At 66.2% G+C, this 26,120-nt stretch carries 15 protein-coding genes and 1 pseudogene; 10 read left to right on the top strand and 6 right to left on the bottom strand.

Going from position 1 to position 26,120, the window contains the following annotated elements; all coding sequences use genetic code 11:
• Positions 1-223: 223 nt before the first annotated feature.
• The 5 genes from senA to ACZ1DY_RS12890 are packed head-to-tail and all read left to right on the top strand — an operon-like array spanning position 224 to position 5,856.
• On the top strand, positions 224-1,513 hold the full coding sequence (gene senA / locus ACZ1DY_RS12910) for a selenoneine synthase SenA (RefSeq protein WP_465484498.1): 1,290 nt from the start codon (positions 224-226) through the stop codon (positions 1,511-1,513).
• 4 nt (positions 1,514-1,517) lie between these two features.
• Positions 1,518-2,528 (top strand): selenoneine biosynthesis selenosugar synthase SenB, encoded by a 1,011-nt coding sequence (gene senB, locus ACZ1DY_RS12905; protein WP_465484497.1) that lies wholly within the window; start codon positions 1,518-1,520, stop codon positions 2,526-2,528.
• A complete protein-coding gene (locus tag ACZ1DY_RS12900) occupies positions 2,489-3,409 on the top strand; it encodes a putative selenate ABC transporter substrate-binding protein (RefSeq protein ID WP_465484496.1) in 921 nt (306 codons plus the stop codon). The genes senB and ACZ1DY_RS12900 overlap by 40 nt, the downstream gene beginning before the upstream one ends.
• 6 nt (positions 3,410-3,415) lie before the next feature.
• The gene (locus ACZ1DY_RS12895) at positions 3,416-4,186 is read left to right on the top strand and encodes a phosphonate ABC transporter ATP-binding protein (protein WP_465484495.1); all 771 of its coding nucleotides are present in this window, start codon (positions 3,416-3,418) and stop codon (positions 4,184-4,186) included.
• The gene (locus ACZ1DY_RS12890; protein WP_465484494.1) at positions 4,183-5,856 is read left to right on the top strand and encodes a PhnE/PtxC family ABC transporter permease; all 1,674 of its coding nucleotides are present in this window, start codon (positions 4,183-4,185) and stop codon (positions 5,854-5,856) included. Before ACZ1DY_RS12895 ends, ACZ1DY_RS12890 begins: the two co-directional genes overlap by 4 nt.
• Positions 5,857-5,867: 11 nt before the next feature.
• Here ACZ1DY_RS12890 and ACZ1DY_RS12885 read toward each other — a convergent pair whose 3' ends face one another.
• Both ACZ1DY_RS12885 and dxs read right to left on the bottom strand, forming a co-directional pair.
• A complete protein-coding gene (locus ACZ1DY_RS12885; protein WP_465484493.1) occupies positions 5,868-7,037 on the bottom strand; it encodes a cytochrome P450 in 1,170 nt (389 codons plus the stop codon).
• 32 nt (positions 7,038-7,069) lie between these two features.
• Entirely contained in the window at positions 7,070-8,983 is a 1,914-nt protein-coding gene (gene dxs / locus ACZ1DY_RS12880; protein WP_465485649.1) for a 1-deoxy-D-xylulose-5-phosphate synthase, read from the bottom strand.
• Positions 8,984-9,117: 134 nt separating this feature from the next.
• On the opposite strand from dxs, the gene ACZ1DY_RS12875 reads away from it, so the two are divergent.
• Entirely contained in the window at positions 9,118-10,170 is a 1,053-nt protein-coding gene (locus ACZ1DY_RS12875; RefSeq protein WP_465484492.1) for a flavin-containing monooxygenase, read from the top strand.
• A 58-nt stretch (positions 10,171-10,228) separates the two neighbouring features.
• Here the strand turns inward: ACZ1DY_RS12875 and ACZ1DY_RS12870 are convergent, their stop codons facing one another.
• From ACZ1DY_RS12870 to selD, 3 genes are all read right to left on the bottom strand, one after another.
• Entirely contained in the window at positions 10,229-10,678 is a 450-nt protein-coding gene (locus tag ACZ1DY_RS12870; RefSeq protein ID WP_465484491.1) for an enediyne antibiotic chromoprotein, read from the bottom strand.
• 270 nt (positions 10,679-10,948) lie between these two features.
• Positions 10,949-12,001 carry a polyprenyl synthetase family protein gene (locus ACZ1DY_RS12865; RefSeq protein ID WP_465484490.1) on the bottom strand — a complete coding sequence of 351 codons (1,053 nt, stop codon included), beginning with the start codon at positions 11,999-12,001 and terminating at the stop codon, positions 10,949-10,951.
• A 31-nt stretch (positions 12,002-12,032) separates the two neighbouring features.
• On the bottom strand, positions 12,033-13,109 hold the full coding sequence (gene selD / locus ACZ1DY_RS12860; RefSeq protein ID WP_465484489.1) for a selenide, water dikinase SelD: 1,077 nt from the start codon (positions 13,107-13,109) through the stop codon (positions 12,033-12,035).
• Between the two features lie 242 nt (positions 13,110-13,351).
• Here selD and ACZ1DY_RS12855 point away from each other — a divergent pair, with 242 nt between their 5' ends.
• From ACZ1DY_RS12855 to ACZ1DY_RS12840, 4 genes and pseudogenes are all read left to right on the top strand, one after another.
• Complete coding sequence (locus ACZ1DY_RS12855) at positions 13,352-14,020, top strand: ArsR/SmtB family transcription factor (protein WP_219151769.1); 669 nt, start codon at positions 13,352-13,354, stop codon at positions 14,018-14,020.
• Positions 14,021-14,095: 75 nt separating this feature from the next.
• Positions 14,096-15,958 (top strand): annotated as a pseudogene (locus ACZ1DY_RS12850) (amino acid adenylation domain-containing protein); the annotation flags it as partial.
• A gap of 150 nt (positions 15,959-16,108) precedes the next feature.
• The gene (locus ACZ1DY_RS12845; RefSeq protein ID WP_465485648.1) at positions 16,109-20,677 is read left to right on the top strand and encodes an amino acid adenylation domain-containing protein; all 4,569 of its coding nucleotides are present in this window, start codon (positions 16,109-16,111) and stop codon (positions 20,675-20,677) included.
• Positions 20,670-25,151 carry an amino acid adenylation domain-containing protein gene (locus ACZ1DY_RS12840; protein ID WP_465484488.1) on the top strand — a complete coding sequence of 1,494 codons (4,482 nt, stop codon included), beginning with the start codon at positions 20,670-20,672 and terminating at the stop codon, positions 25,149-25,151. The genes ACZ1DY_RS12845 and ACZ1DY_RS12840 overlap by 8 nt, the downstream gene beginning before the upstream one ends.
• Here ACZ1DY_RS12840 and ACZ1DY_RS12835 read toward each other — a convergent pair.
• Positions 25,134-26,051, bottom strand: coding sequence for an NAD(P)/FAD-dependent oxidoreductase (locus ACZ1DY_RS12835; RefSeq protein ID WP_465484487.1), 918 nt, complete (start codon positions 26,049-26,051; stop codon positions 25,134-25,136). The genes ACZ1DY_RS12840 and ACZ1DY_RS12835 overlap by 18 nt on opposite strands.
• Between the last annotated feature and the right edge of the window lie 69 nt (positions 26,052-26,120).

Genomic DNA, 26,120 nt, shown 5'->3' with positions numbered 1-26,120 from the left:
ACAACCCCCATATGTCAGGCACCCAGCCCTTCGGACTCGGGCGCCGTCCCCGGCTCTTCCCAGCAGGCTGCACAGACGGACGTCCACCGAGACCCGTCTCCGTCGTTCCGAGCAAACCACACCGAACGATCAAATTCCACAGAACTATGAAACTTTCGAGGATGGGTCCTGACAACGGCGCACGGGTGTGCTTACATCGCTTTCAGCAACCTGGGAGGGCATCGTGGGGACTGCACCTATCAGCGCCGAGACCGTGGCGGAATGGGCCGTCGACGGCGCTCAGCGTGTGTTGGAGATCGTCGAAGACCTCACCGACGAACAGATGGTCGGGCCACTGCTGCCGACGGTGAACCCGCTGATCTGGGAGATCGGGCACATCGCCTGGTTTCAGGAGATCTTCGTGCTCCGGCGAGCGTGCGGGCACGATCCCATCCTGCCGTTCGCCGACTCGATCTACGATTCCGGCGCCATCCCGCACGACACGCGCTGGCGACTCAAACTGCCGACCCGCGAAGAGACGGTTTCCTACGTCCGGACTGTCGCAGAGAGAGTCGCCGAAGCGATCACCGCGAAGGACGCGACCGACGTCGCTTGCCATTTCGCCCGCTACACGGTCCATCACCACGACACGCACAGCGAAGCGCTTACCTACACCCGGCAAACACTCGGCCTTTCCATGCCGAAGCTGCCAGGACTCACCGACGCCGGCGCTACCTACGATGCTGCCGACAACTGGAGCGGGGACGTCCGCTTCGGCGGTGGCCGGTTCGTTCTCGGCGCCCAGATGTCCGACGCTTTCGCCTACGACAACGAAAAATGGGCACATCCGGTCAACGTCGCGCCGTTCTCGATGGCGAAGACCACGGTGACGCAAAAGGAGTTCGCCGCCTTCGTCGACGACGGCGGCTACCGCAACCCGCTGCTGTGGTCCGACGGCGGAGCCTGGCTCGCATCGACCAAGGCCGAGCACCCCACCTACTGGCGCAGGGCCGAGGAGGGCTGGCAACGTCGTCACTTCGACACCTGGGTGGACCTCGAACCGCATCTACCGGCCAGCAACGTCTCGTGGTGGGAGGCCGACGCCTACGCACGTTGGGCCGGACGCCGACTTCCCACTGAAGCCGAATGGGAATTCGCGGCCACCGGAGGTTCCTTTCCCAAGTCCGACTACCCATGGGGTGCGGCGCCGCCCGAAGCCACGCAGGCCGCGACCGACTGGCGGTCCGGCGGCCCTGTGCACGTCGGCGCGTGCGCTCCCGGCGACTCTCCCGACGGCTGCCGCCAGCTCATCGGCAATGTATGGGAGTGGACCGCAAGCGACTTCGTGGCCTACCCGAACTTCGAGCGCGACGCGTACTTCGAAAACTCGGAGCAGTTCTTCGGCAGCCGGAAGGTACTTCGAGGCGGCGCCTGGGCGACCCGAGGCCGCTATGTCCGGGCGATGATGCGGAACTACTTCACGCCCGATCGGCGAGACGTGTTCGCCGGCTTCCGGACCTGCGCGGCCGGCTGACGTGATGCTGCTGGTGAGCCCGGCGCCGCCGAGCGCGGTCCTCGGCAACGGTGTGACCGCGGACCGGTGGTGCCGGATCCTCGCTGATCTCGGCCACGAGGTGGAAACCTCAGACCACTACGCGACTGGGCAGTACACCGGCCTCATCGCCCTGCACGCGGGGAAAAGTGGAGACTCGGTCCTGAAGTTCCGCTCCGCGCATCCAGACGCGCCTGTCGTGCTCGCCTTGACGGGAACCGACCTCTACCCGAGCCTGACCGCCAACGGCGTCGATCCCGCTGTCCTCGCCGCCGCGGACAGGATCGTGGTCCTCCAGCAACGCGCGCTCGACCAGGTTCCCCCGACTCATCGTGACCGGACGAGAGTGATCGTCCAGTCGATGCCTCCGATCGCCCCCGAACCAGCCGACGACTCCGTGTTCGAGGTCGCCTTTCTTGCCCATCTCCGCTCGGTCAAGGACCCCTTGCTGGCAGCGAACGCGGCGCGTCTCCTGCCACCCGAATCGAGGATCTGGATCACCCATGTCGGCGCCGGACTCGACGACGAACTCGCGATCGCGGCCAAGGCCGAAGCGTCGAGCAATGCGCGCTACGACTGGCTCGGCGCGCTCCCGCGGCCAGAGGCGTTGAAAGTACTTGCCCGAAGCAGGCTGCTGATACTCACCTCGCGGCACGAGGGCGGGGCGAACGTGGTGACCGAAGCCCTCGCCGCCGGCGTACCGGTGCTTTCCACAGCGATCGCGGGCTCCGTCGGACTGCTCGGCGAGGACTACCCAGGTTACTTCCCGGTCGGCGACGCGCAGGCCCTCTCCGTGCTTCTGCGAGCCGCCGAACTGGATCTGAACGACGTCTACACCCGGCTGGCCGCGGCCTGCGGCGAGCGCAGTCACATCGTGGATCCGCTGACCGAATCGAATGCGTGGGCCAGTCTGCTGGGGGAACTGAGCATCCCGGTCCCGCCGAGGAAGGACCGTGCATGCGAAGGCTCACCTTATGGGCGGCCACGACCGCCCTGATCGCGACTTTGGCCGGATGCGGTGCCGCACCCGGCGATCCCAACGCACCGGGGAACGCTGCCGGCGACAAGGTCCTGAGCATCAGCGCCATCCCGGACCAGGATCCACAGAAGCTGCAGCGCCTCTACGGGACTGTGTCGGAGTATCTCGGAGCCCGGCTGGGCGTCAAGGTGCGCTACGTCCCGGTGACCGATTACACCGCGTCGGTGACGTCGTTTCGGCTAGGTGACCTGCAATTGGTGTTCTTCGGTGGACTGACGGGCGTACAAGCACGACATCAGCTTCCCGGTGCCGTGCCGGTCGCGCAGCGAGACATCGACGCGCAGTTCCGGAGCGTCTTCGTCGCCTCCAGCACGGCGAACCTGCCGCCCGTCGGCGACGTCGCCGGATTGCGGAACCTGCAGGGTCATTCGCTCACCTTCGGCAGTGACTCCTCGACCTCGGGACGTCTCATGCCGGAATACTTCCTGGATCAGGCCGGAGTTTCCTTGGACAAACTCAAAGGCAAACCCGGCTACTCCAGTTCACACGACGCGACCGCGAAGCTGGTCGAAGCCGGCACCTACGAAATCGGTGCGCTGAACGCCGCGGTCTGGGACGACCGGGTCAAGAACGGCAAGATCGACACCACCAAGGTTCGCGAGATCTTTCGCACCCCGACCTACCACGACTACCACTGGCTGGCGAGACCAGACCTCGACCAGCGCTTCGGCGCCGGTTTCACGAAAAAAGTGACCGATGCGCTCCTGTCGCTGAAAGGTGACGACGAACAGCAGCGCCAGATCCTGGATTTGTTCCAGGCAAAGCAGTTCATCGCCACCGATGTGCGCAACTACGAGCAAATCGAGTCGGTGGCCCGGCGTATCGGTCTGCTCAGGTGATCGCCCGTGCCTGCAGATAGACCGTTCTTCGAGGTAACAGACCTTCAGGTATGTCTCGGCGGCGCGGAGATCCTCAGGAACGTCAACCTCACGATCTCCCGGGGTGAACGCGTCGCCGTGATCGGCCCGAGCGGTGCCGGCAAGAGCACGTTGCTCTCGGTGCTCAACGGCACGACCGCGGCCTCGTCGGGCTCGGTCAAGGCGGCCGGATGCGACTACACCTCCGCGGGTACCCGTGCCGTGCGCGCCGTACAGCGCCGTATCGGCACCATTCACCAGCAGTTCGATCTGGTCGGCGAGCTCAAGGTCGTCCACAACGTCAACGCCGGACGACTGGGAGCATGGCCGCTGTGGAAGTCGGCACTGTCGCTGGTGCGGCCGCGAGACCTGGCCGAGGTAGGTAACGCGCTGCAGCGCGTCGGGATCGAGAGCAAGGTCAAGGCCCGTACCTCCGAACTGTCCGGCGGCGAACAACAACGTGTCGCGATCGCACGAATCCTCGTCCAGCGCCCGGACGCCATCCTCGCGGACGAACCGGTGGCCAGTCTCGACCCCGCGAGGGGCCGGGAGATCATCCGGCTCTTGCTCGACATCTGCGCGGGCTCGTCGACCACCCTCGTCGTAAGCCTGCACGACGTCGACATGGCGTTGGACCGTTTCGAGCGGGTGATCGGCATCCGAGGCGGACAGGTGATGTTCGACGAACCTCCGGTCGCGCTGACCACAGACCGGCTCGACGCGTTGTACTCCATGGAGGCCGCGGGACGTGGACGATGAGCATCTCCACACGACAAGCCTCTACCCCGACGGCTACGCCGCTGCTCGACCGCCCCGCGAATCGCGCTTCAGGGAAGCTCTGGCTTGCCGGTACGGCCACGCTCGCCCTGGGATCGCTCGTCTGGATCGTCGCGGGCCAGGACGAAGTCGTGAAACCGGACGGCATGAACCTCGTCGGCGACTTCTTCGGCGCGGCCGTCCGGCCACGGCTGGACGGTGGGTTCATCTCCCTCGTGCTGCTCTCGACTGTCACGACCTTGAGCTATGCCGTCCTGGGAACGGGGCTCAGCCTCGTCATCGGGCTGGTCGGTGGGGTTCTGTGTTCGCAAGCCTGGTGGTCCTCAGGGGCCCGATCGACGAGGCGCCGCCGCGCGGCCGGATGGACGGCTTTCCGACTGCTTCTCGTGGTGCCTCGCGGGATCCACGAGGTCATCTGGGGATTGCTTCTCCTCGCGATCCTCGGCGTCGATCCCCTGGTTCCGGTGCTGGCGATCGGTATCCCCTTCGGGGCGGTCACCGCGAAGGTATTCTCCGAGCTGATCGACGAGACGGGGCGCCGACCGTACGAGGCTTTGCTCGCTCAGGGCGCGTCGAGAACGTCGGCGATGTTGTACGGCCTGCTCCCGGCGGCGACATCGGAGCTGTTGTCCTACGGCTTCTACCGGTTCGAGTGCGCCATCCGCAGCGCCACGATCCTGGGTCTTGTGGGAGCGGGCGGCCTTGGATTCCAGATCACCCTCAGCTTCCAGACGCTGCAGTACGACGAAATCTGGACGTTGTTGTACGCGGTCATCGCCATCAGCTGGGCCGCTGATCGCTGGAGCTCGACCATCCGCCGCCGTCGGCAACGGCCCACGCGCGCGGGCCGTGACCCGGTACTCACCGGCTCGATCCTCCTCGGCTGCGCGCTTCCGGTTTTCGCGATCTGGTGGGTCGGCCTGGATCTCGCTGTCGCGCTCTCGCCGCGCGCATGGGACGCGGCCGGTGACGTGTTCGCCGCGGCGTGGCCGCCTACGCTGGGGTCGGGAGGCTTCTCCGAGCTGGTGGTCGAAGCGTCGATCACCGTGATCATGTCGGTGCTGGCCGGAGTCATCGCCTTCTGCGGTGGCGCTCTGCTGGCTTTTCCCGCGGCACGCTTGTCCGAATTGGGCCGCGCCCGTTCCGGGCATCCGTTGGCGATCTCGCTTCGCGTGTCGCTGATGCTGCTTGCCCGGCTCGCCCTTCTGGTGATGCGCGCGATCCCACCGCCCATCTGGGCCCTGCTGTTCCTGTTCGTCCTGTTCCCCGGCGTCCTGCCCGGCGCATTCGCGCTCGCGATCTACACCGTCGGCATCCTGGGGAGGCTGATGGCCGAATCGGCCGAGAATCTCGACGGCCGGCCCCTACGCGCGCTGCGCGCTCACGGCGCGTCGGAGGTGCAGGTGTTCTGTTACGCCGTCGTACCGGCGGCCGCACCCCGATTCATCGCCTACGGACTCTACCGCTGGGAAGTGACCATCCGCGAAACCGTCGTGGTCGGCGTCGTCGGCGCGGGCGGGCTCGGGCTGGTCCTGCAGCAGCAGTTGGCCGGTTTCGACTACGGTGCCGCGCTCAGCACGCTGACGGCGATGGTGGTCCTCACCATCGCCGTCGACTTCCTGAGCGCAGCCATGCGCAGGTCATTGCGGTGATCGTGCGCCGGTCACCACGAAATCGGCACATGTGTCGGAGCGTTGAGCATCGACCCGACCGTCCATTCGAGTTCCGACAGGGGCGCGTCGAGCCGTAGCGTGGGAAACCGGCGAGCCAGCTGACCGAACGCTTCGACCAGCTCCGCGCGGGCAAGCGGTGACCCGAGGCAGAAGTGAGTGCCGTGCCCGAAGGCGAGGTGCGGGACGAACTCCCGGCCCGGGTCGAATACGTGGGCGTCGGTGCGGACGGAGGGATCGAAGTTCGCCAGGTGCAGGCTGATGAACAGCTGGTCGCCCTTCTTGATCGAGGCCCCGGCGAGCTCGGTGTCGATCTTCGCCCAACGGAAAAGCCCGGTGTCGATGGGTGTCTGGTGCCGCAAGACCTCGTCGACGACCTGGCCCGGCGTGACTTCCCCCGCCACCAGCCGATTCCATTGACCGGTGTGCAGCAGAGTCATCGTCCCGCGCGTGATCGACTTCAAGGTCGTTTCGTTGCCCGCGACCAGCAGCAGCACCACGGTCGCCACCAGTTCGTCTTCGGTCAGGGCGTCCTCGCCGTCCCGGGCTCGGATGAGGTGGGACAGGATGTCCTCACCCAAGTTCTTCCGCCGGTCGGCGACCAGCTGATGCATGTAGGCATACATGGCATCGACAGCGGTGCCGATCTCTTCCGAGGTGTACGCGGTCATCGCTGTGAAGATGTGCGACCAGTACCGAAGATGCTTCTGGTCGTCTTGCGGGACGCCAAGAAGCCGACAGATCACCCTCGTGGGCAACGGCATCGCCAGCGCGTCGACCAGGTCCAGTGGCGGGCCCTTCTCCTCCATTTCGTCGAGCAGGGACGTCACGAGCCCCGTGATGTCCGGAACCAGTGTCCGAACACGGCGGGGGGTGAAAGCCTGAGCGGCGAGCTTGCGGAGACGGGTGTGATCCGGCGGATCGATCACGACCATGTTGGCCCGGCTGTTGATCGACGAAGGATCGATCATATTGCTGAAGCGGTCCGGTTCGGACAACACCTCCCGGGCCAGTTCGTCACTGGCGACCAGCCACGCTTTGATGCCGCCTGGACCGGTCACCGGCACGAGCGGGTTGTCGCGGACCAGTTCCAGAAGGAGCGGATCCGGCAGTCCTTCCGACGTCACCGGCCGTGGGAACTCGATTGTTTCGGTCGTGCTCATGGACATCCTCCCAGTGATCTTGCCGATCGATGTCACGCCGGCCGACGGCCTGTAGCTGTCTCGACCGGCCGAGGAGCGTGTTCGGCGACGAGCTGGGCGACCCGGGACTCGACGCAATCCGCGGTGAGCTCCAGTTCCTTGAGGACCTGGGCGCGTTTGCCGTGATCGAGGAATTTCCGGGCGATGCCGAGCGTGCTCATCGGCCGGTGGACAGAGTGGTGCCGCAGCATCCGGGCCACGCCATCGCCTACCCCGCCCGCGACACAGTTGTCTTCGACGACCACGACCACATGGTGGCGCCGCGCAGCGTCGACGAGGGCGGTGTCGAGCGGTGCGACCCAGCGTGGGTCGAGCACAGTGCAGCCAATTCCTCTCGCCCGCAGGCTCTTCGCCGCGGTGAGGCACAGTTCGACCATGGGACCGACACCGACGAGAAGCGCGTCCTCCGAACCGCCTTGGAAGACGACGTCCATGTCACCGAGCTTGCCGAGAGCGGGAATCTCTTCAGGAACAGGTCCCTTGGGATAGCGGAGCGCCGTCGGCCCCTCGTCGATGGCGACGGCTTCACCGAGGAGTTCCCGCAGCCGTTGTCCATCACGGGGCACCGCGACACGCAGGCCTGGAACGATCTGCAGTATCGACAGGTCCCACATCCCGTTGTGGCTGGGGCCATCGTCACCGGTGACGCCCGCGCGATCGAGAACGAACGTCACAGGAGCGCGGTGCAGTGCGACATCCATGAGCACTTGATCGAACGCACGGTTGAGGAACGTCGCATAGAGCGCAACGACCGGATGGAAGCCCTCCAGGGCGAGACCGGCCGCTGAGGTCGCGGCATGCTGTTCGGCGATCCCCACGTCGAAGATCCGCTCGGGGAACCTCTTCGCGAAGGTTCCGAGGCCGGTCGGCCGCAACATGGCCGCGGTGATGGCTACGACATCGGCGCGGGCTCCGGCTATCTCGACCAGTTCGGTACCGAAGACCGAAGTCCAGGTCTCCTTCGACTGGTGGATCGACCTGCCAGTGACCGGATCGAAGGGCCCCGGCCCGTGCAGGCAGTCGTCCGCATGGTTCTCCGCCGGCAGGTAGCCGCGCCCCTTCTGCGTGAGACAGTGCACGATGACCGGCGCGTGCAGTCCTCGCGCTCTCCGCAACGCCGTTTCGACCGCGGCGAGGTCGTGTCCGTCGACCGGACCGAGATACTTCAACCCGAGATCCTGAAACAGCGCCTGCGGCGTCAACAGATCTTTCAGGCTGCGTTTGAGCCGCCGCAGCACCTCGTAGGCCGGCGCACCGACACGGCGGTTTCGAGGCAAGGTCCGCTTGATCGCGGCAAGGACTCCTTCGTAACCAGGTGACATCCTCAAGCCCGCGAAGTGATTGGCGATTCCTCCTGTCGTGGGCGCGTACGACCTGCCGTTGTCGTTGACCACGATGATGACCGGCCGATCTCGGGCTGCGCCGATGTTGTTCAGGGCTTCCCAAGCCATGCCCCCGGTCAGCGCCCCGTCACCGACGACCGCGACGACGGCGCGGTCCTGACGGCCGGCCAGCTGCAGCGCCTTCGCGACTCCGTCTGCCCAGGACAGCGCGGTGGACGCGTGGGAGTTCTCGATGACATCGTGTACGGATTCCGAACGACTCGGATAGCCGGAGAGCCCTCCTCGCTGCCGGAGGCCGCCGAACCCTTCACGCCGTCCGGTCAGGAGCTTGTGCACATAGGTCTGGTGGCCGGTGTCGAACAGCAGCCTGTCCGCCGGAGACTCGAACACCCGATGCAACGCGATCGTCAACTCGACGCAGCCGAGATTGGGGCCGAGGTGGCCACCGGTCCGGGAGACGGCGGACACGAGTTCCTTCCTGATCTCGCTCGCCAAGACCTCGAGCTCGTCGTAGGTCAAATCAGCGAGATCACCGGGTTCGTGCACGTCGTCGAGGAGCGTCACTCGATCCCCCATCATCGATCCGGCATGGGCCAGGACCCGGCTCACGATACAATATTCCCGCTAATTGTGGAATATCGGACGAGTGGGCAGGATAAGGTTCCGTGAGCGCTTCCGATACAGCGAGTGGGGGTTCCATGGCCGAGTACGACGCCCTGGTCATCGGCGGCGGGCAGGCCGGTCTCGGCATCGGCTACCGGCTCCGGGAGGCCGGTTTGAACTTCTTAATCGTCGACGCCCACGGGCGTACCGGCGATTCCTGGCGCGAGCGCTGGGACTCCTTGGAGCTGTTCACTCCTCGCCCCTTCGACTTCCTGCCAGGCATGAAGCTGCCGAAGTCAGCCCCGTACTACCCGCGCAAGGACGACATCGCCGACTTTCTCTTCACCTATCGGGACAAGTTCGACTTGCCGGTACGACACAACTTCTCCGTACAGAAGGTCGAACAGGTCGCCGAGGGATTCCTGGTGTCCGGACAAGATGACAACTTCACCGCACGACAGGTGATCATCGCGGCAGGCGCGTTCCACACCCCCCGCATACCCGACTGCGCCACGCGACTGGACCCCGGAGTCTGGCAAGGTCACTCGCATTCCTACCGTCGCCCATCTGACGTTCCCGACGGCAAGGTTCTCGTTGTGGGCGGCGGAAACTCGGCCGCCCAGATCGCCGACGAACTGTCCGCGACGCACACGGTCACGATCGCCAGCAACGGCCCGATCGGGTTTTCACCACGTTCTTTGTTCGGCGTGAGCATCTTTTGGATCCTGCATCTGACGGGCATGCTCCGATCCGACAAGGATGCGGCGATTTCCCGGTACGTCCGCCCGTATTCGGACACGGTGATCGGGCGGACCCTAAAGCGCAAAATTGACCGCGGCGTCGTCCGGCACATCCCGCACTCCGTTGTCGACTGCGAAGCCTCGACCGTGGTGTTCGCGGACGGCGGCCGCGACGACTTCCCCAGCGTGCTGTGGTCGACCGGCTACCGGCCCTCCTATGAATGGGTCAAGGTGGACGGCGCGCTCGACGATGCGGGGGCACCGTTGCAGGACCATGGTGTGTCGCCGGTCTCCGGCCTGTTCTGGATCGGCTTGCCCTGGCAGGGAATGCTCAACTCGGCGCTCGTCAACGGCGTGACCGCCGAGTCCGCCGCACTAGCGGAAGCGATACTGAAGGAACGGACCTGATCGAGTCGCCGACGGGAGCCCGGTGGGGGTGTCCCGGCTCCCGCCGGCGACTCCTCAATCAGCCGCCGAAGGTGATCGACGCCGGGGGCGCGAAGACCGAGGGGTCAGCCTGGCTGCCCGCGGCGATCGAGCACGGTCCGGCGGCACAATCGACCTGACCGGCCGGCTGCCCGGTGACCGGGTTGGTTCCGTCGAATGTCGAACGGACCACAATGGACGCCGATACCGCTCCCGCCCCATCGGCCGTCGTCGAGACGTAGTCCGCGTAGTTGCAGCTGAGCTGCGCCGGATCACTCGGCGCGTTGCACTGAACGATCGCGATACCCGAACCCGCGGGGAAACCGCCGCCGGTGACGGCGACACTCTGCCCGTCGGACAAACCATTCGCCGGACTGACACTGATCGACGGCGCGTCCGCGTTGGCGGGCTGCGCAAGGACGACCAGTGCGGCGGCGCCCGCGAGCGCGACCGCCGCGCGCGCGAGCCGCCTGTTGCCGGACATGATCATGATGAGTTCCTCCCAGTACACATGGATGTCGGCGAGCGCCGCCCGGCACCTGCAGTGCGCCTGAGCAACACCATACCGTGAATATAGGTAATTATTACCTGGGTACCCTAAATTGAGGGTACCCAGCGCCCGATCAAGGTCAAGTGCCATCCGGGTGAGTCGATCACGACCCCGATCACGCGCTTCGACGGAGATAAAAGTGTCTGGCACACAACAAAAGCCGGGGTGTGCGACGCACACCCCGGCTTCAGCGTCCCTCAGCGATCGGAGTCAGTGATCGCGCGCGATCACCAGCTCCGCGATCCAGCAGAGTCGATCCCGGCTCGCCGACGGAGGCAGGCAGTCCAACGCATAGCGTGCCTTCTGCGCGTAGTCCCGGGCGATCGCCGCCGTCGTCGCCAGCGCACCTGTCCGCCTCAAGAGATCGTTGAGCAGATCCAGCGCATCGAGCGGCGACAGGGCTTTCGCCATGCAATCCCGGATGATCTGCCGCTCGGCCTCGTCCGCCGCCTGATACGCCTTGATCACCGGCAAGGTCATCCGCGCGTTCTCCAGGTCGCTGGTGGCGGATTTACCGGTGGCCTCAGGGTCGGACACGTAGGACAAGAGGTCGTCGTGAATCTGGAAGGCCATCCCGAGGTACTCACCGTAGGCGGCGAGCGCCTCGATGTCGGAGAGCTGGCCTCCTCCCATGATCGCACCGCTCTCGCAGGCACCGCGGAAGTACGCGGCGGTCTTGAGCTTGGCGACCATCAGATAGGCGTCCGCGTCGAAGCGGAGATCCCGCGACAGTTCCGATTCGAGGCATTGCCCGCGGCACAGATCCAGACCTGCTCGCGAGACCGCGGCAAGGGCCGAGACGACCCGATCGGCGGGCACCCCCGCCTCCCGGCATTCGGCGAGCCCAGCGAACAGATCGAAGATCAACGCGTCGCCGGCGACGATCGCGTCACCGACACCGAACTTGTGCTGCACCGACGCGCGACCGCGACGCAGGTCATCGTGATCGATGATGTCGTCGTGGACGAGGCTCGCCACGTGACCGCACTCGGCGCCCACGGCCGCCGGGAGCACCCAGTCGAGTTCACCACCGACCGCCAGCGCCGACTCCGCGAGCAACGTGGGCCGGAAGAGCTTTCCCGTCGGGACCAAGGCGTAATGACACATCGTGCCCAGGAAGCTCTGGTCGCCCGCCCACCGCCGTTCGAGCTCCGCTGCCACCGTCGCCGTCACGTCCGGCCCATACCGTGGCAGATCGGCATAGGACGACGGGATTTCGTATCTCGTGCCGGCCCCAGCCGCGTCAGGCAAGACTGCGCTCATAGTTCCTCCCTACGCTCGGCACTGCCCCCGACTACGGCCCAGTGAGCACCGTGACCTGGCCAGCGCTTCCCCCAACAACCCTGCCGACCACCGCGGCGGGATGACCATCCGCCCGCAGTGCGGCGACGGCCGAACCGGCGTCCCCACCCGCGGGCACGGCGAACAGCAGACCTCCCGAAGACTGGGCGTCGTGCATCAGGACGGCCACGTCCTCGGGCACTTGCGGATCAACCGTCACGCTTCCGGAAAGATGTGTCATGTTCGCCCGCGTACCACCGGGCACATAGCCTCGGGCGATGGCTTCGCGAGCCCCGTCCAGCAGGGGCACCGATGACGCGTCGATCTCCGCGGCCAGCCCGCTCGCCGCGGCCATCCGGTGGAGGTGGCCGGCGAGGCTGAAGCCGGTGACATCGGTCGCCGCGACCGCCCCCGCCTGTCGAGCGATCTTGCTCGCGGCCGCGTTCAGCATCGTCATGGACGCGATCGCCCCGTCGACCCACGCGGGTTCCGCTCCGTCGTTCTTGATCGCGGTGGAGATGACTCCGGTGCCGATGGCCTTCGTCAGGACGAGAGTGTCGCCCTCGGCGAGCTTGTCGATCTGGAAAAGCCGCTCTGGATGCGCCAGTCCGACCACGGCCATTCCGTACTTCGGGATCGGGTCGTCGATGGTGTGACCGCCGACCACAAAGCAGCCGGCCTCCTTCGCCACGTCGGCTCCCCCGCGCAAGACGTCCGCGAGCAGCTCCATGGGCAGTTCGTCGCCCGGCCAGGCGGTGAGGTTGACCGCGATGATCGGCGTACCGCCCATCGCGTAGACGTCCGAGAGCGCGTTGGCCGCGGCGATCCGGCCCCATTCGCGAGCGTCGTCGACGATCGGCGTGAAGAAGTCCGTGGTGAGGATCAAGGCGCGTTCGTCATCGAGGCGATAGACCGCGGCATCGTCCCCCTCGACGGCTCCGACGAGCAGATCGCCGGCAGCGGGTTCCAGGTCCGTCCCCAAAGAGGCGAACATGTCCTCGAGTTTGGACAACGGCAGCTTGCACGCACATCCCGCTCCGCGAGACAACGAAGTCAGCTTGACCGCCGGGGGGTGCACAGGAAGGCTCATTGTTGCTCCATTACTACATGGAGGACTGTTCGACAGTCCTGACGCTAGCAGGCATGGTGCAGGACACGTAAGACCAGCGCGACTCTCGGCTTGGAATCCGAGATCCGTTGCCAGGGCTTGGGCTACCGAGCGGTACGCCTTTTACCTGAAGTGTCTCCCACATGTCGGCAATGTTGCCTACATCACCCGATCGGACCCATGCCGCCGTCGGCAGAACGAGAACTCCATGAGAAACTGGACGAATGACCGGCAACGCGCGCCCCAAGGATGCCGTCTTCGAGCAGTTCGCTCGAGTCGGCAAGGCTCTGGCGAGCCCGAAGCGGCTTGAGCTCATCGACGTGCTCGCCCAGGGCGAGCGCACGGTGGAGTCCCTGGCCCAGGCGGCCTCACTCAAGCTCACCACCGCGTCGGCCCACCTGCAGACCCTCAGACAGGGCGGCCTGGTCACGAGCCGCAAGGAGGGCACCCGGATCTTCTACCGCCTCGCGGGCGAGGAGGTTCTCGAAGCCTTCGTCGCGGTGCGGAAAGTCGCTGCCAAGCAGCTGGCCGAAACCGACCGGGCGGCACGCGACTTCCTCGGCGAGGATGGCGTCGAAGCGGTCAGCCGCAACGATCTACTCGAACGAGTACGGACGAAGCGCTGCCTGCTGATCGACGTGCGCCCACCCTCGGAGTTCGCGGCAGGCCACATCGAGGGCGCCCAGTCCATTCCCCTGGATCAGCTTTCCGATCGACTGGCCGAGCTCCCCGCCGAGATGGAGATCGTGGCGTACTGCCGCGGTGAGTACTGCGTCCTGTCCTACGACGCCGTTCGTCTCCTGCGAGCGAAGGGGCGCCCGGCCCGTCGGCTTGACGGCGGAATGATCGAGTGGCGACTCGAGCAGAGACAGATCTCAGCGTCCGCGGCCTGATTTCCTGAGCCGAGGCCCCCTTCGGCTTCCAGCAGGTCAAAGCCCTTATTCCCGCCAAGAACACCATGCGCGGGGATGAGGGCTTTAATATCGCCACCCAGATGTGCAATCATCCACGGAACAGTGGATAGGGCGGCTGGGTGGGTCAACGCCGTCCTCGGGGGACTCGTAGGCCGTCTTCTTCGCCGTGCGCGGACATACCGGCCGGGGAGACAGATGACCACTCAGGCAGTCACCGTCCAGCTCACCGAACCGGCGCGAGCCGAGTTCCCCCGGATCCCGTTCGCCGTCGACATCGCGGCGCTGTCCGCGACCGCACTGCTCTTGTCACGTGTGACCTCGGACCAGCAAGTCACGCTGCGATGGACGTCCCGCACCGGCGAGGTACGGGATCTGGCGATCGAAGTGACCGCTTCGGGCTCCTGGTCCCGCCTGAACGAACAGATTCGTTCCACCTTGAACAGCCGACCGGACAAACAGGAGCACCCTTCACCCGATTGGTTGCTCGTCTGTCAGGCCGATCGGCAGGGGACACCCTGGCTCACGATTGCCGGCCCCTTGCCTCCCGGTATGAGACTCGGCTCCCTGGGTGCCTGGATTTCCGCCATCACGATCGGCGGGATGCGGGACCCTCATGCGCCCTTGCGCGAAGTCCCCACACTGACCGGGCCGGAGCTGGTCGAGCTCGACCGCTGGAACCACACTGAACAACGGTCGAGATCAGGCAACCGCCTCGACGAACTCGTTGAGGAGCAGGTTCGGCGGCAACCGGACGCCATCGCCGTCACTTGGCCAGGCGGGTCCATGACGTATCAGGACCTCGACCATCGGAGCCGCGCCCTCGCCGGCACACTTGCCCGCCAGGGTGCCGGCCCAGGAGAAGTCGTCGGGATTCTCCTTCCGAGAGGTTGGCAGCAGGCGGCCGCGGCCCTGGCCGTTTTGTACACCGGTGCGGCCTACGTACCCCTCGATCCGTCCTGGCCACGCGATCGCCAGGCCGACGTCCTGCGGCGATGCGAATCCCGGCTCGTCGTGACCGGACAGGCCGCGACCGGCGGCGAAGACCTTCCGGCCGAAGCGGTTCCGGTCCCGGCGAACGCCGTGCCGGCCACCTCGGGCAAGCTGCCGGCGCGCTCCGCGGACGACCTCGCCTACGTGATCTTCACTTCCGGCTCCACCGGATCCCCCAAGGGCGTGATGATCGACCATGCCGGAGCGGTCAACACGATTCTCGACATCAACGAACGATTCGCCGTAGGCCCTGCGGACCGAGTACTCGCATTGTCCTCCCTGTCCTTCGACCTATCGGTTTACGACATTTTCGGGACGCTCGCGGCCGGCGCGACGATTGTCTGCCTCGCGGAGGACGGCTCGAAAGATCCACGACACTGGCTGGAGCGGGCCGCTTCGGCGGGTGTCACCATCTGGAACTCCGTGCCGGCGCTCCTGCAGGCCGCACTCGGTGTCGTGGCTGAGCCGAATGCGGGTCTTCGCGGTCTTCGCCTCATCTTGCTCAGCGGCGATCGTATCCCCGTCGAGCTGCCTCGACGCGCGTCGTCCGAGGCTCCGCGCGCGGACGTCGTCAGCCTGGGCGGGGCGACCGAAGCGTCGATCTGGTCGATCTTCCACCCGATCGCCGACGGGCCTCGCTCCTCGACCTCCATCCCGTATGGGAGACCACTGACCAACCAGCAGTTCCACGTGCTCGACGAACACCTCCAGCCTCTCCCCGCCGGGGTCCCGGGTGAGCTCTACATCGGCGGGGCGGGCCTCGCGCGGGGTTACTGGCGAGCGCCGGACCTCACCGCGGCGAGCTTCCTCGAACACCCGCGGTACGGCAGGCTCTATCGCACGGGGGACCTCGGCCGGCGCTCCGACGACGGCGTGATCGATTTCCTGGGCCGCCGAGACCACCAGGTGAAGATCCGAGGCTTCCGTATCGAACTCGGCGAAGTCGAAGCAGCCCTGAACAACCTCCCCCAGATCCGCGAGGCCGCCGCGGTCGTCCACCGGAACAACATCGGCGAACCCACACTCGTGGCGCACGTCGTACCCGCTCCCCTGTCGAGCGAGCAGCAAGTGACCTCGATGTGGCGCCACGCCTTCGAGCAGACTTACGCTGCGGTGGACTTCACCGTCGAACATCCCGAATTCGCGGGATGGAACAGCGCGTATACCGGCGAACCGTTCCCAGTACCCGAAATGGAGGCGTGGGCCGACACGATCGCGAAGATCGTGTTAGAGGAACCACCGCGGCGAGTGCTAGAGATCGGCTGTGGCACCGGCATTCTCGTGCGGCGGCTGGCAGCGCACGCGGACAGCTACCGTGCCGTCGATCCCACTCCGGCCGCGCTCGCCCAGGTCCGGGCGTGGCTCGACGAGCATCCGGCCGAGGTAGTCCTGAGCCGGCATGCCGCGCATGAACTCGCCGTGCTGCCGAGCGGCTCGGCTGACACCGTGGTGATCAATTCGGTGGTTCAGTACTTCCCGACGGCCGGCTACTTGGTCGACGTCCTGGCCGAGGTCATCCGGATCACCGCGGCCGGCGGGCGGATCATCATCGGCGACGTCCGCCACCGGGGCCTCCTCCGGCTCCTCTACGCAGACATCGAACTCAGTCACGCGTCGGGTGCCGAACCGTTGCGTGACTTGCGGAAGCGGATCGACGACCGTGCAGCCACCGAGCACGAACTGGCCATTGATCCGGCCTTCTTCCCCGCGTTGCGACGACTGTCAGACCGTGTCGGCTCAATCGACGTGCGACCGCGCGAGGAGATCGGTCCCGCCGAGCTGCACAAGTACCGGTACGACGTCGTCATCGGCCTCGACAGCGTCGACCACCTGGGGCTGAACGACACCTCCGCGGCTTTCGAGGTCCGACTCGGTCGCGAACGAGCCTTGCTCGACCTCGTCGAGACCGGCGAGGACAGCATGACCGTCGCCGAGCTGACCGCCGCAGTGAACACAGCGCAGGTGGCCGGACGTCCGCCCGCCCCGGCCCCAAACGAGCTCTCACAGCGAGCCGCATGGGAGGACTTCACCAATCTCCCCCGGCCGCAGGCTTTGGAGCGCCCGCTCGTCCGTATGTGGCGCGAGATCCTCGAACGGAAGCTTCCTGACTACCTGATCCCTTCCCTGTTCGTTCTGGAAAGGCAACTGCCGCTCAACGACAACGGCAAGGTCGACCGAGGGCGACTGAACATGCCAACCGGGCGCCGCCCGCAGGGTGCTCCACCGGAGACAGCCGATCAGCTCGCCGTCGCCGGAGCATGGAGTGAAGCACTCGACCTCGACGACTTCGGGATCGACGACAACTTCCTCGAGCTGGGCGGCACCTCCCTCTCCGCGACAGTCGCGCTCCACCACCTGGCTGCACGGGGATACCACCTCAGCCCTGAAGATTTCTTCCGGGCCCCTACGCTCGCCGACCAGGCCGCGCTCCTCACCAATACCGACAGCGACCACCTCGTCGTCACCGAGCGGACCGTGTTTCCGCTGAGCGATACACAAGCGGCCCTTCTCGCCGCGAGTCTCGCTGATCCAGACGCCACAACCTACGTTGTTCACAGCCGCTATCGAGTAGACGGCGCGGTCAGTACCGACGACCTGCACACCGCCTGGAACGACCTGCACGCGAAGCATCCGTTGCTGGGTGCAACCATTACCTGGGACGACGACGGCCGGCCACAGTTCGACCTTTCCCGGCCCCAGGTCGTTCCGTGGCAACTAGCCGATCTACGCGGTCTCAGCGAGCCCAGGGCGAAGTCCGCCGAGGCCGAGCGGTTACGAATCGCTTGGCGGGCACGACCACTGAACACCGACGGGGACGGACTTGCCGAGGCGCTTCTGATTCGTCTCGACGACGAGCGCAGCGAGATCCTGTGGCGAATGCATCACGTCGTCTTGGACGGCTGGTCGCTCGCGATCTCGGAACGCGACTTCTGGCAGTTCTACGAAGCCAGGCGGCTGGGTCATGAAGGGGCGATCGGTTCATCGCCGACGCAGGGCCGCTACCTCGCGTGGCGTGATCAACGGGACCACGAAGTCGAAAACACGTTCTGGACGAGAACGCTTGATGGTGCTCAACCTCACCGGTTCCCGCTTGTCGCCGACGGACCGGGCGGTGCGCACGAACGGCTCGCGGTCCACATCGGCGAGTCGTCGATTGAGGAGCTGGTACGGCTGGCCAGGGCCCACCGCCTGACGATCACGACGATTCTGCACGGCGCGTGGGCGGTGCTCCTGTCGCGATACACTGGATCGGCGGAAGTCGTCTTCGGAATCACCTCTGCCGGGCGTCCGCCCGAGATCCCAGGTATCGACGAGTCCGTCGGCAGCTACGTCGTGACGCTTCCGTTGCGGACGACCGTCCCACGGTCTCGCTCCGCCGCCGCATGGCTTTCCGACCTTCAAGAACAACGCCTGCGTTGCCAGTCCCACGAGCACGCGTCGCCGAGCGCATACAGCCGAACAGGACAGTCCCACGGTGCCCCGCTCTTCGACACCGCGGTCATCACCGACAACCATCCGGCGAACCGGACCCGCTGGCGGTCCGGTGATCTCGACATCGTCCGCACCTCAGTGGCCACCCGCACGCAGTGGCCACTCACCTTGTTCCTCGAGACCGATCCTCGGCCGCGGCTGGTCCTGCAATTCGACTCGAGCCGGGTCACTGGCGACCAGGCGGCACAGATCAGCCGCCACCTGGCCGCTCTGCTCAGAGAAGTCGTCCATCGGCCCGACACCGGCCTCAGCGAGCTGAAGATGCTCGATTCACACGACCAACGACCGTTGGAAGGCCACAGCACCGAACCACGTCACCTCCCCGTCGACCTCCAGATCGCCGCCCAAGCGATTTCGTCACCCGACGCCGTCGCGGTCACGACCTCCGAGGAAGACATGACGTACCGGCGTCTGGAAGCCCGCGTCCACGCTCTCGCCGACGCCCTCCGAGCATACGGATTCGGCCCCGGCTCCCTCATCGGTGCGTGTCTACGCCGGCGAGCGGATCTCATCCTCGCGCTGCTGGCGGTCCTCCGCTGTGGCGGCGCCTATCTGCCGCTCGACCCGGACCACCCGCCGACCCGGTTGTCCCTCCAGTTAGAGGATTCCAACGCCGACGCCGTGCTCGCCGACGCGACCACCCACCACCTCCTGCAGACAACGCGGCACATCATCGACATCGATGTACCGGCTCAGCAGTCTCCTCCCGCGCCGGCGGCTCGACGCAGCATGGACGACACGGCTTATGTCATCTACACGTCCGGTTCGACCGGCCACCCGAAGGCAGTCGAGATCAGCCACCGCGCACTCTCGAACGCGTTGTCGTCCCTCCATTGCGAACCGGGGATCGACGCGAGCGACCGACTCCTGGCCATCACGACAGTCGCGTTCGACATCGCGGCGCTCGAACTGTTCCTGCCCCTCGTAGCCGGAGCGCGGGTGGTCCTCGCCGAGCCACACGTGACACGAGACGCCACTGCGCTGGCCGAGGCTCTTCATGACCACGAGATCACGTTGTTGCAGGCAACGCCCACGACCTGGCGGATGCTGATCGCCGACGGGTGGATGGGCTCTCACCGGTTGCGTGGCTGGTGCGGCGGCGAACAGATGTCGCCGGATCTGGCCGACGCACTGCTGAGGAGAACCACCCGACTCTGGAACCTGTACGGACCGACCGAAACGACTATCTGGTCACTCGCTCATCGTGTCGAGCCGGGCGACAAGGCCGTGCCGCTCGGGAGGCCGCTGGCCAATACACGAGCACACGTCATGGACACGGCGCTGAGTCCCGTACCTCGTGGCGCGATCGGCGAGCTCTGCTTGGAAGGGCTCGGACTCGCGCACGGCTACCGAAACCGGCCGGATCTCACCCGGGAGGTCTTCGTCCACCACCCCCACACCGGGGTTCGGCTGTATCGGACCGGCGATTACGTCCGGTACCGCCCTGACGGCCAGCTGGAGTTCCTGGGCCGCCGCGACGAACAGGTGAAGTTCCGCGGTGCCAGGATCGAGCCGGCGGAGATCGAGTCCGCACTGCGGAAACATCCCCGCATCGAGGACAGCGTCGTCGTAGTGCGCGACGACCGTCTCGTCGGCTACGTCCGGGCGCCCGGCGACAAGCCCTCGACATCGGCCATACGGCGCTTCCTGCGTTCGACGCTCCCCCGTGCCATGATCCCGTCGGCCTTCGTGTTCGTCGCTGACATTCCCCTTACGCCCAATGGAAAGGTAGACCGCCGGGCACTTCCTGCCCCGATCTCACGGACGGAAGACAGGGACAGCGACGACGCTCCGCGCACTGCCGAGGAGCGATTGCTGACGACGGTCTGGGCCGACGTACTGAACGTCGGGCACGTCGGCGTCCACGACGATTTCTTCGACCTGGGAGGGGACTCCATCACGGCGTTGCAGATCGTCATCCAAACCCGGCGGCACGGTCTCACCGGATCGCAACGGCAACTCTTCGACCACCCCACCGTAGCCGGCTTCGCATCCGTCCTCGTTCGGACGCGGCACGACGGCGAAGCGACTCGGCCGGACACCGGCGTCGACGGTCCTCCGGACAACGACTTCCCGCTGGCGGGGCTGACCCCCACCGCCCTCGCAGACGTACTTTCCGTACTGGACCGCCGCAAAGGACGTCCCCATGGCTGATGTCGAGGATCTTTACCCGCTGACCCTCCCGCAGCAAGGAATGCTCTTCCACACCCTCAGCGCCACGGACCAGGAGATCTACCGGGAACAGGTCGTTTGGAGCTTGTCCGGTCGGGTCGATCCCCCGCTGCTCGCCGAAGCCTGGCAACAAGTCGTCGACGCCAACGCCGTGCTTCGCACCAGCTTCGTGTGGGAAGCCACGGAAACCCCGCTCCAGGCGGTACATCGCACCGTTGTGGCCGACCTCCATCAGCACGATTGGAGCCGAATCCCTACCGTACAGCGAGCGGACCGCTTGCAGGAGTTCGTCGACAGCATCCCCGCCCTTGACCTCGCGTACGCTCCGCTCGTACGCCTCGATCTGATCGAGCTCGGACCGGCCGAAAACTGGCTGGTATGGACTTGCCATCACGGAATTCTCGATGGGTGGAGCGTCGGCGAACTCCGGCGCGAGCTCATTGGCGTGCACAACGACTTGTGCTCTGGGAAAAAGCCCACGCCGTCGTCGCGTCCACCGTTCCGTGACCATGTGGCCTGGCTCAAAGGTCAGGACATGACCGCCGGCAAGGAATTCTGGCGCGAGCGAATGCGGGGCTTCGCCACGCCGTTGCGGCTTCCGGACGGCTTCGAACCCGATCCCGCCGGCGGACATTCCTCCGTGCAGATCGCACTGTCATCCAACGAAACGCAGACTCTGCAGGAGCTGTGCCGTTCCGAGAGACTCACGCCGAGCACCTTGGTACAAGGCGCCTGGGCGGTCTTGCTCCACCGCTACACGGGTGCCGACGATGTGGTCTTCGGCGTCACGAGCGCCGGGCGCCCTCTCGGCCTGCCACGGGTCGAAGAGATGGTCGGCCCGTTCGTCACCACTACCCCGCTCAGGACCACCGTCGCCGCCGAGCAGGTCGACGACTGGCTGCACCACCTGCAGCGCGATCAGCTCGAAGCCATGGAGCACGAACATGTCGCGCTCCTCGACATCCACGCATACACCGACGTACCCCGCGGCGTGCCGCTGTTCGAGACCGTGCTCGCCTTCGAGAACCACCTCACGGACGCGACGGCCGAGGAAACGGTCGGTGCGATCAGCATCGGAACGGTGCTGAGCAGTGGTGTCACCAACTATCCCCTGACCGTGGTGATCACGGGCGGTCGGCAGCTCCGCTTCCGGATCACCTATGACCGGTCCCGGTTCGACCGCCCGTGGATGCTGCGTCTCGCGAGCCATCTGCGCACCATCCTCACCGGCATGGTCGGTGATCCGCGACAGCTCACCTCGGAGCTGGTGATGCTGAGCAACGAAGAACTCGCCCAGCAGGAAACCTGGAACGCGACAACGATCGAGCGGACAGATCAACGGTTGGACGACCTCTTCCTCCGGCAGGCCGCCACAACCCCGCAGGCTGTCGCCGTGATCGACGCCGAGCGGACCTTGACCTATGCCGACCTCGAGCGGCACTCGGCCGCCCTGGCGAACCAGCTGGCCGACCACGGGGCCGCCCGGGATCAGCTGGTCGGTGTCATCCTCGACCGAGGGTGGCGGCAGGTGGTTGCGGTGGTGGCGGTGCTCCGCGCCGGCGGCGCCTATCTCCCGATCGATCCACGGTGGCCGGCGGCCCGCCGCGCCGACCTGCTCGACCGCGGTGGATGCAAGGTCGCCATCGTGGAGCCCGACAACCGCGCCCTCGGGGACATCCAGGCCTTGACCGTTCCCGCGCACCCCGCCGAAACCCGGTCGTCGGCGTCGATCGACACCGGCGCGCCTTCCGATCTCGCCTACGTGATCTTCACGTCGGGCTCGACAGGAGTACCGAAAGGCGTCGCGATCGAACACCGAGCCGCCGCCAACACGATCCTCGACATCAACGAGCGGCACCAGGTGAAAACCGGCGATCGGGTCCTCAACCTTTCCGCGTTGACGTTCGATCTGTCGGTTTACGATATTTTCGGCGCCCTCGCGGCGGGTGCGGCAGTCGTGCTTCCGGAACCGTCGGCGGCACGAGAGCCCGCCCGCTGGTCGGAGTGGATCACCGATCATGGCGTGACCATCTGGAACTCGGTGCCCGCTGTGCTGGACGTCCTGGTCGACCACGCCCAGAACGCGGCACCAGACTTCAGCTCGGTCCGGCTCGCGTTGCTGAGCGGGGATTGGATTCCCGTCTCGTTGCCCGGCCGATTCCGCAAAGTGGCACCCGACGCCGCAGTCGTAAGTCTGGGCGGGGCGACCGAAGCGTCGATCTGGTCGATCAGCTATCCGATCGACCAGATGGACGCGACGTGGGATTCGATCCCCTACGGCACGCCGCTCGACAACCAACGGTTCCGGATTTTGAACGCCGCGCTCGAGCCGGTCCCCGCCGGAGTGCCGGGCGAACTCTGCATCGCAGGCCGAGGTTTGGCCCGCGAGTACTGGCGGGACGGTGATCGCACCAGAGCCGCCTTTGTCTCCTGCCCGCTTACCGGCGAACGGATCTACCGAACAGGTGACCTCGGCCGCTATGACCGCGAAGGAGTCATCCGCTTCCTCGGAAGGCTGGACGGCCAGGTCAAGATCCACGGATTCCGCGTCGAACCGGGTGAAGTCGAAGCGGCCCTGCTCGAACACCCCAGCGTGGCCGCCGTGACGGTCATCGCCCGAGGACAGACCGACAAACGCCTGGTCGCCTACGTCGTCACGCCGACAGCTGTATCCGGCAAGGAACTCCGCGACCACCTCGCCGAACGCCTGCCGCAATACCTCATTCCCGCGGTCTTCGTCCCGCTGGAGGAACTTCCCCTCAGTGCCAACGGCAAGGTTGACCGCTCAGCCCTCCCTGTGCTGACCCGGCCACCCTCGCCTGCCGCGATGCGGGCGACCCCTCCGAGAACCGAACTGGAAGCCCGGCTGGCGTCCGTGTGGGCCTCGACCCTCGGTGTCGACGAGGTCGGACTCGAGGACAACTTCTTCGAGTTGGGTGGTGACTCGCTGACCAGCATGCGGCTCGCCTCCGCGCTGCACCGCGACGGCATCGACGTCCCGATCGGCACGATCTTCGACAAACCCACCGTCGGCGAACTCTCCGGCTACCTCGAGCGGAAGCTGCCTGCCGATGGACTTCCGCCGGTGCCCCACATCGACCGTGCCGAACCCGTCGCCCTGACCTTCGCGCAGGAAATGATCCAGATTCTGAACGCGATGACGCCGGGAAACACCCAGTACGTCCCGCGCATGTCCCTGTCGTTCCACGGTTCCTTGGATCTCTCCGCGTTACGCCAGGCCTTATCCGCTCTGACGACCAGGCACCCCGCGCTACGTTCCACGTTCGAACATGGCGCGAACGGACAGATCGTGCAGCGAGTGCTGGACGAAGTCGCGACGCCTGTCGCCGAGTACGACCTCACCGGCCTTCCCGCGGATGCCGCCATGGGTGAAGTGGCGCGCATTCTCGGCGATGACGTAGTGGCCACGTTCGACCCGCTGGCGGATCGCCCGCTTCACCGCGCGGCGCTCGTGAAGATCACGGACGAGCATTTCGTCCTGCACCTAGGACTGGACCACATGGTGTGTGACGGCTGGTCGATGATGCTGCTGCATCGTGACCTGCTGGAGCTCTACCGTGGCGCGGTGATCGGTCTGCCGGCGGAGCTACCACCGCTGCCGGTCGACTACCTCGACTTCGCTGCATGGCAACGCGTTCACCTCACTGGTGAACGTCTCCAAGCGACCGCCGACTACTGGCGCCGTCGTATGGCTGATGCGCCACCCATGCAGCTCCCGAGCTCCAAGCCTCCGGTGCCGCTCAACGAGATGCGTGGTCGTGTCCACCCGGTGGCCTTCGAGGCGGAAATCCTTGACGCCGCCACCGGCCTGGCTCGGCGCGAGCGGACGACGGTTTTCGCCGTACTGGTGGCCGCTGTCCAGGCGATGGTGTGGGCCAGGGTCCGGGAGGATGTGATCACCGTTTCGGCGCCGGTGGGCGGGCGGACGCGGCCGGAGCTGGAGAACGTGGTCGGCTGTTTCGTTCACGGCATGATGTTCCCGACGAGCCTCGCGGGCAGCCCTTCGTTCGCGGAGGTCGTAGGACGAGTCCGTGATGGCATGCGCGAGGCCTGGGATCACCAGACACTGCCGTTGACCGAGATGGCGTCGATCTCCGAGTTCGCCACCGTCAACAACATGGGCACCCAGGGCATCGCGCTCGAGTGGGTCGACGATCAGACCGGAACCGTGCGGCTGCCCGGTCTCGCTGGCCCGGTCGACGTCGCGCCGTGGTGGCCTGACCGTTCGGGCGAGGTGGACATGCCTCCCGCCGACCTGTTCATCTACCTGCATAGGCGGCCGTCTGACGGTTCTCTCGCCGGCGAATTCATGTACAACGCCGCCCGCTTCGACGTACCGGAGATCGAGTCGGTGTACCGGCACTTGCGGGCGATTCTGGCCCGCGGCACCCACCGGCCAGAAACACCACTAGCCGAACTAGCCGAACTCGAGTGAGGTGAAGAACAGCTCCCGGTTGACCGCGATCGCCGCCAGCACGCCGTCGCTCATCGCGGTCGCCACGAAAGTGAGGCCCGGCTCCTGGGTTTGCCTCCTCGCCATGTCCCCGACGGCGTGGACGCCGTCGATGGACGTCTTCCCCAGTTCGTCCACGACGACGGTTCCGTCTTCGTGCAGATCACAGCCGAGGTCGGCGGGCAGATTGCTGCGCTGGCGAGTGGGTGCCTGGACGAATAGCGCATCGCGGGTGACGATCTGCCCGTCTTCGAACTCGATGGTTCCGAGGCCCGGACCGTCTCCACCGAGCCGGACGACCTTGCCCGGGTGAACCCGGACTCCGGCGGAGTTGAGTGTGACGTACTGGGACTCGTACAGCTCGACGCCGTTCACGCAGAACAGGACGTCTTTGCTCCACTGTGTCAGGTGGGCAGCCATGTAGGCGTCCAGGACCGACAGCGCGACGACCGCCAAGGCACCGCCTGAAACCTCCCAACCATGGCAGTACGGGCAGTGCAAGACCGAGCGTCCCCAGCGTTCGGAGAGGCCCTCGATCGCCGGGAGATCGTCCGTGACCCCGGTGGCCAGGATCAGGCGCCGCCCTCCGACGATCTCGCCGTTCCCCAGCTGGACGACGAAATCGCCGCCTCCCCCGTCGACGGTGACGGCGCTGTCGCGGCGAACGGTCACACTCGAATACTTCTCGAGCTCGGCCCTCGCCTCGCGGGCGAAGTCCCCGGGCGGCGTGCCGTCGCGGCTCACCACCCCGTGAACGGCGTCGGCGGGGGCGTTCCGCGGCTCTCCTCCCGCGATCACGAGTGTGTTCCGGTGCGCTCGGCCGAGCACCTGAGCCGCGCTCAACCCCGCGATGCCGCCACCCACGACGATGACGTCGTACATGTATCCCTCTTTTCCAGCGAGCCGAGGCCGTCGCGACTGCTCCGAGCAGTCGCGACGGCCTCCACCGAG

It is taken from the genome of Amycolatopsis sp. PSD-21, from assembly GCF_055561455.1.
Note: the sequence above shows the minus strand (reverse complement) of the source record. Positions and strands in the feature narration are given on the sequence as shown.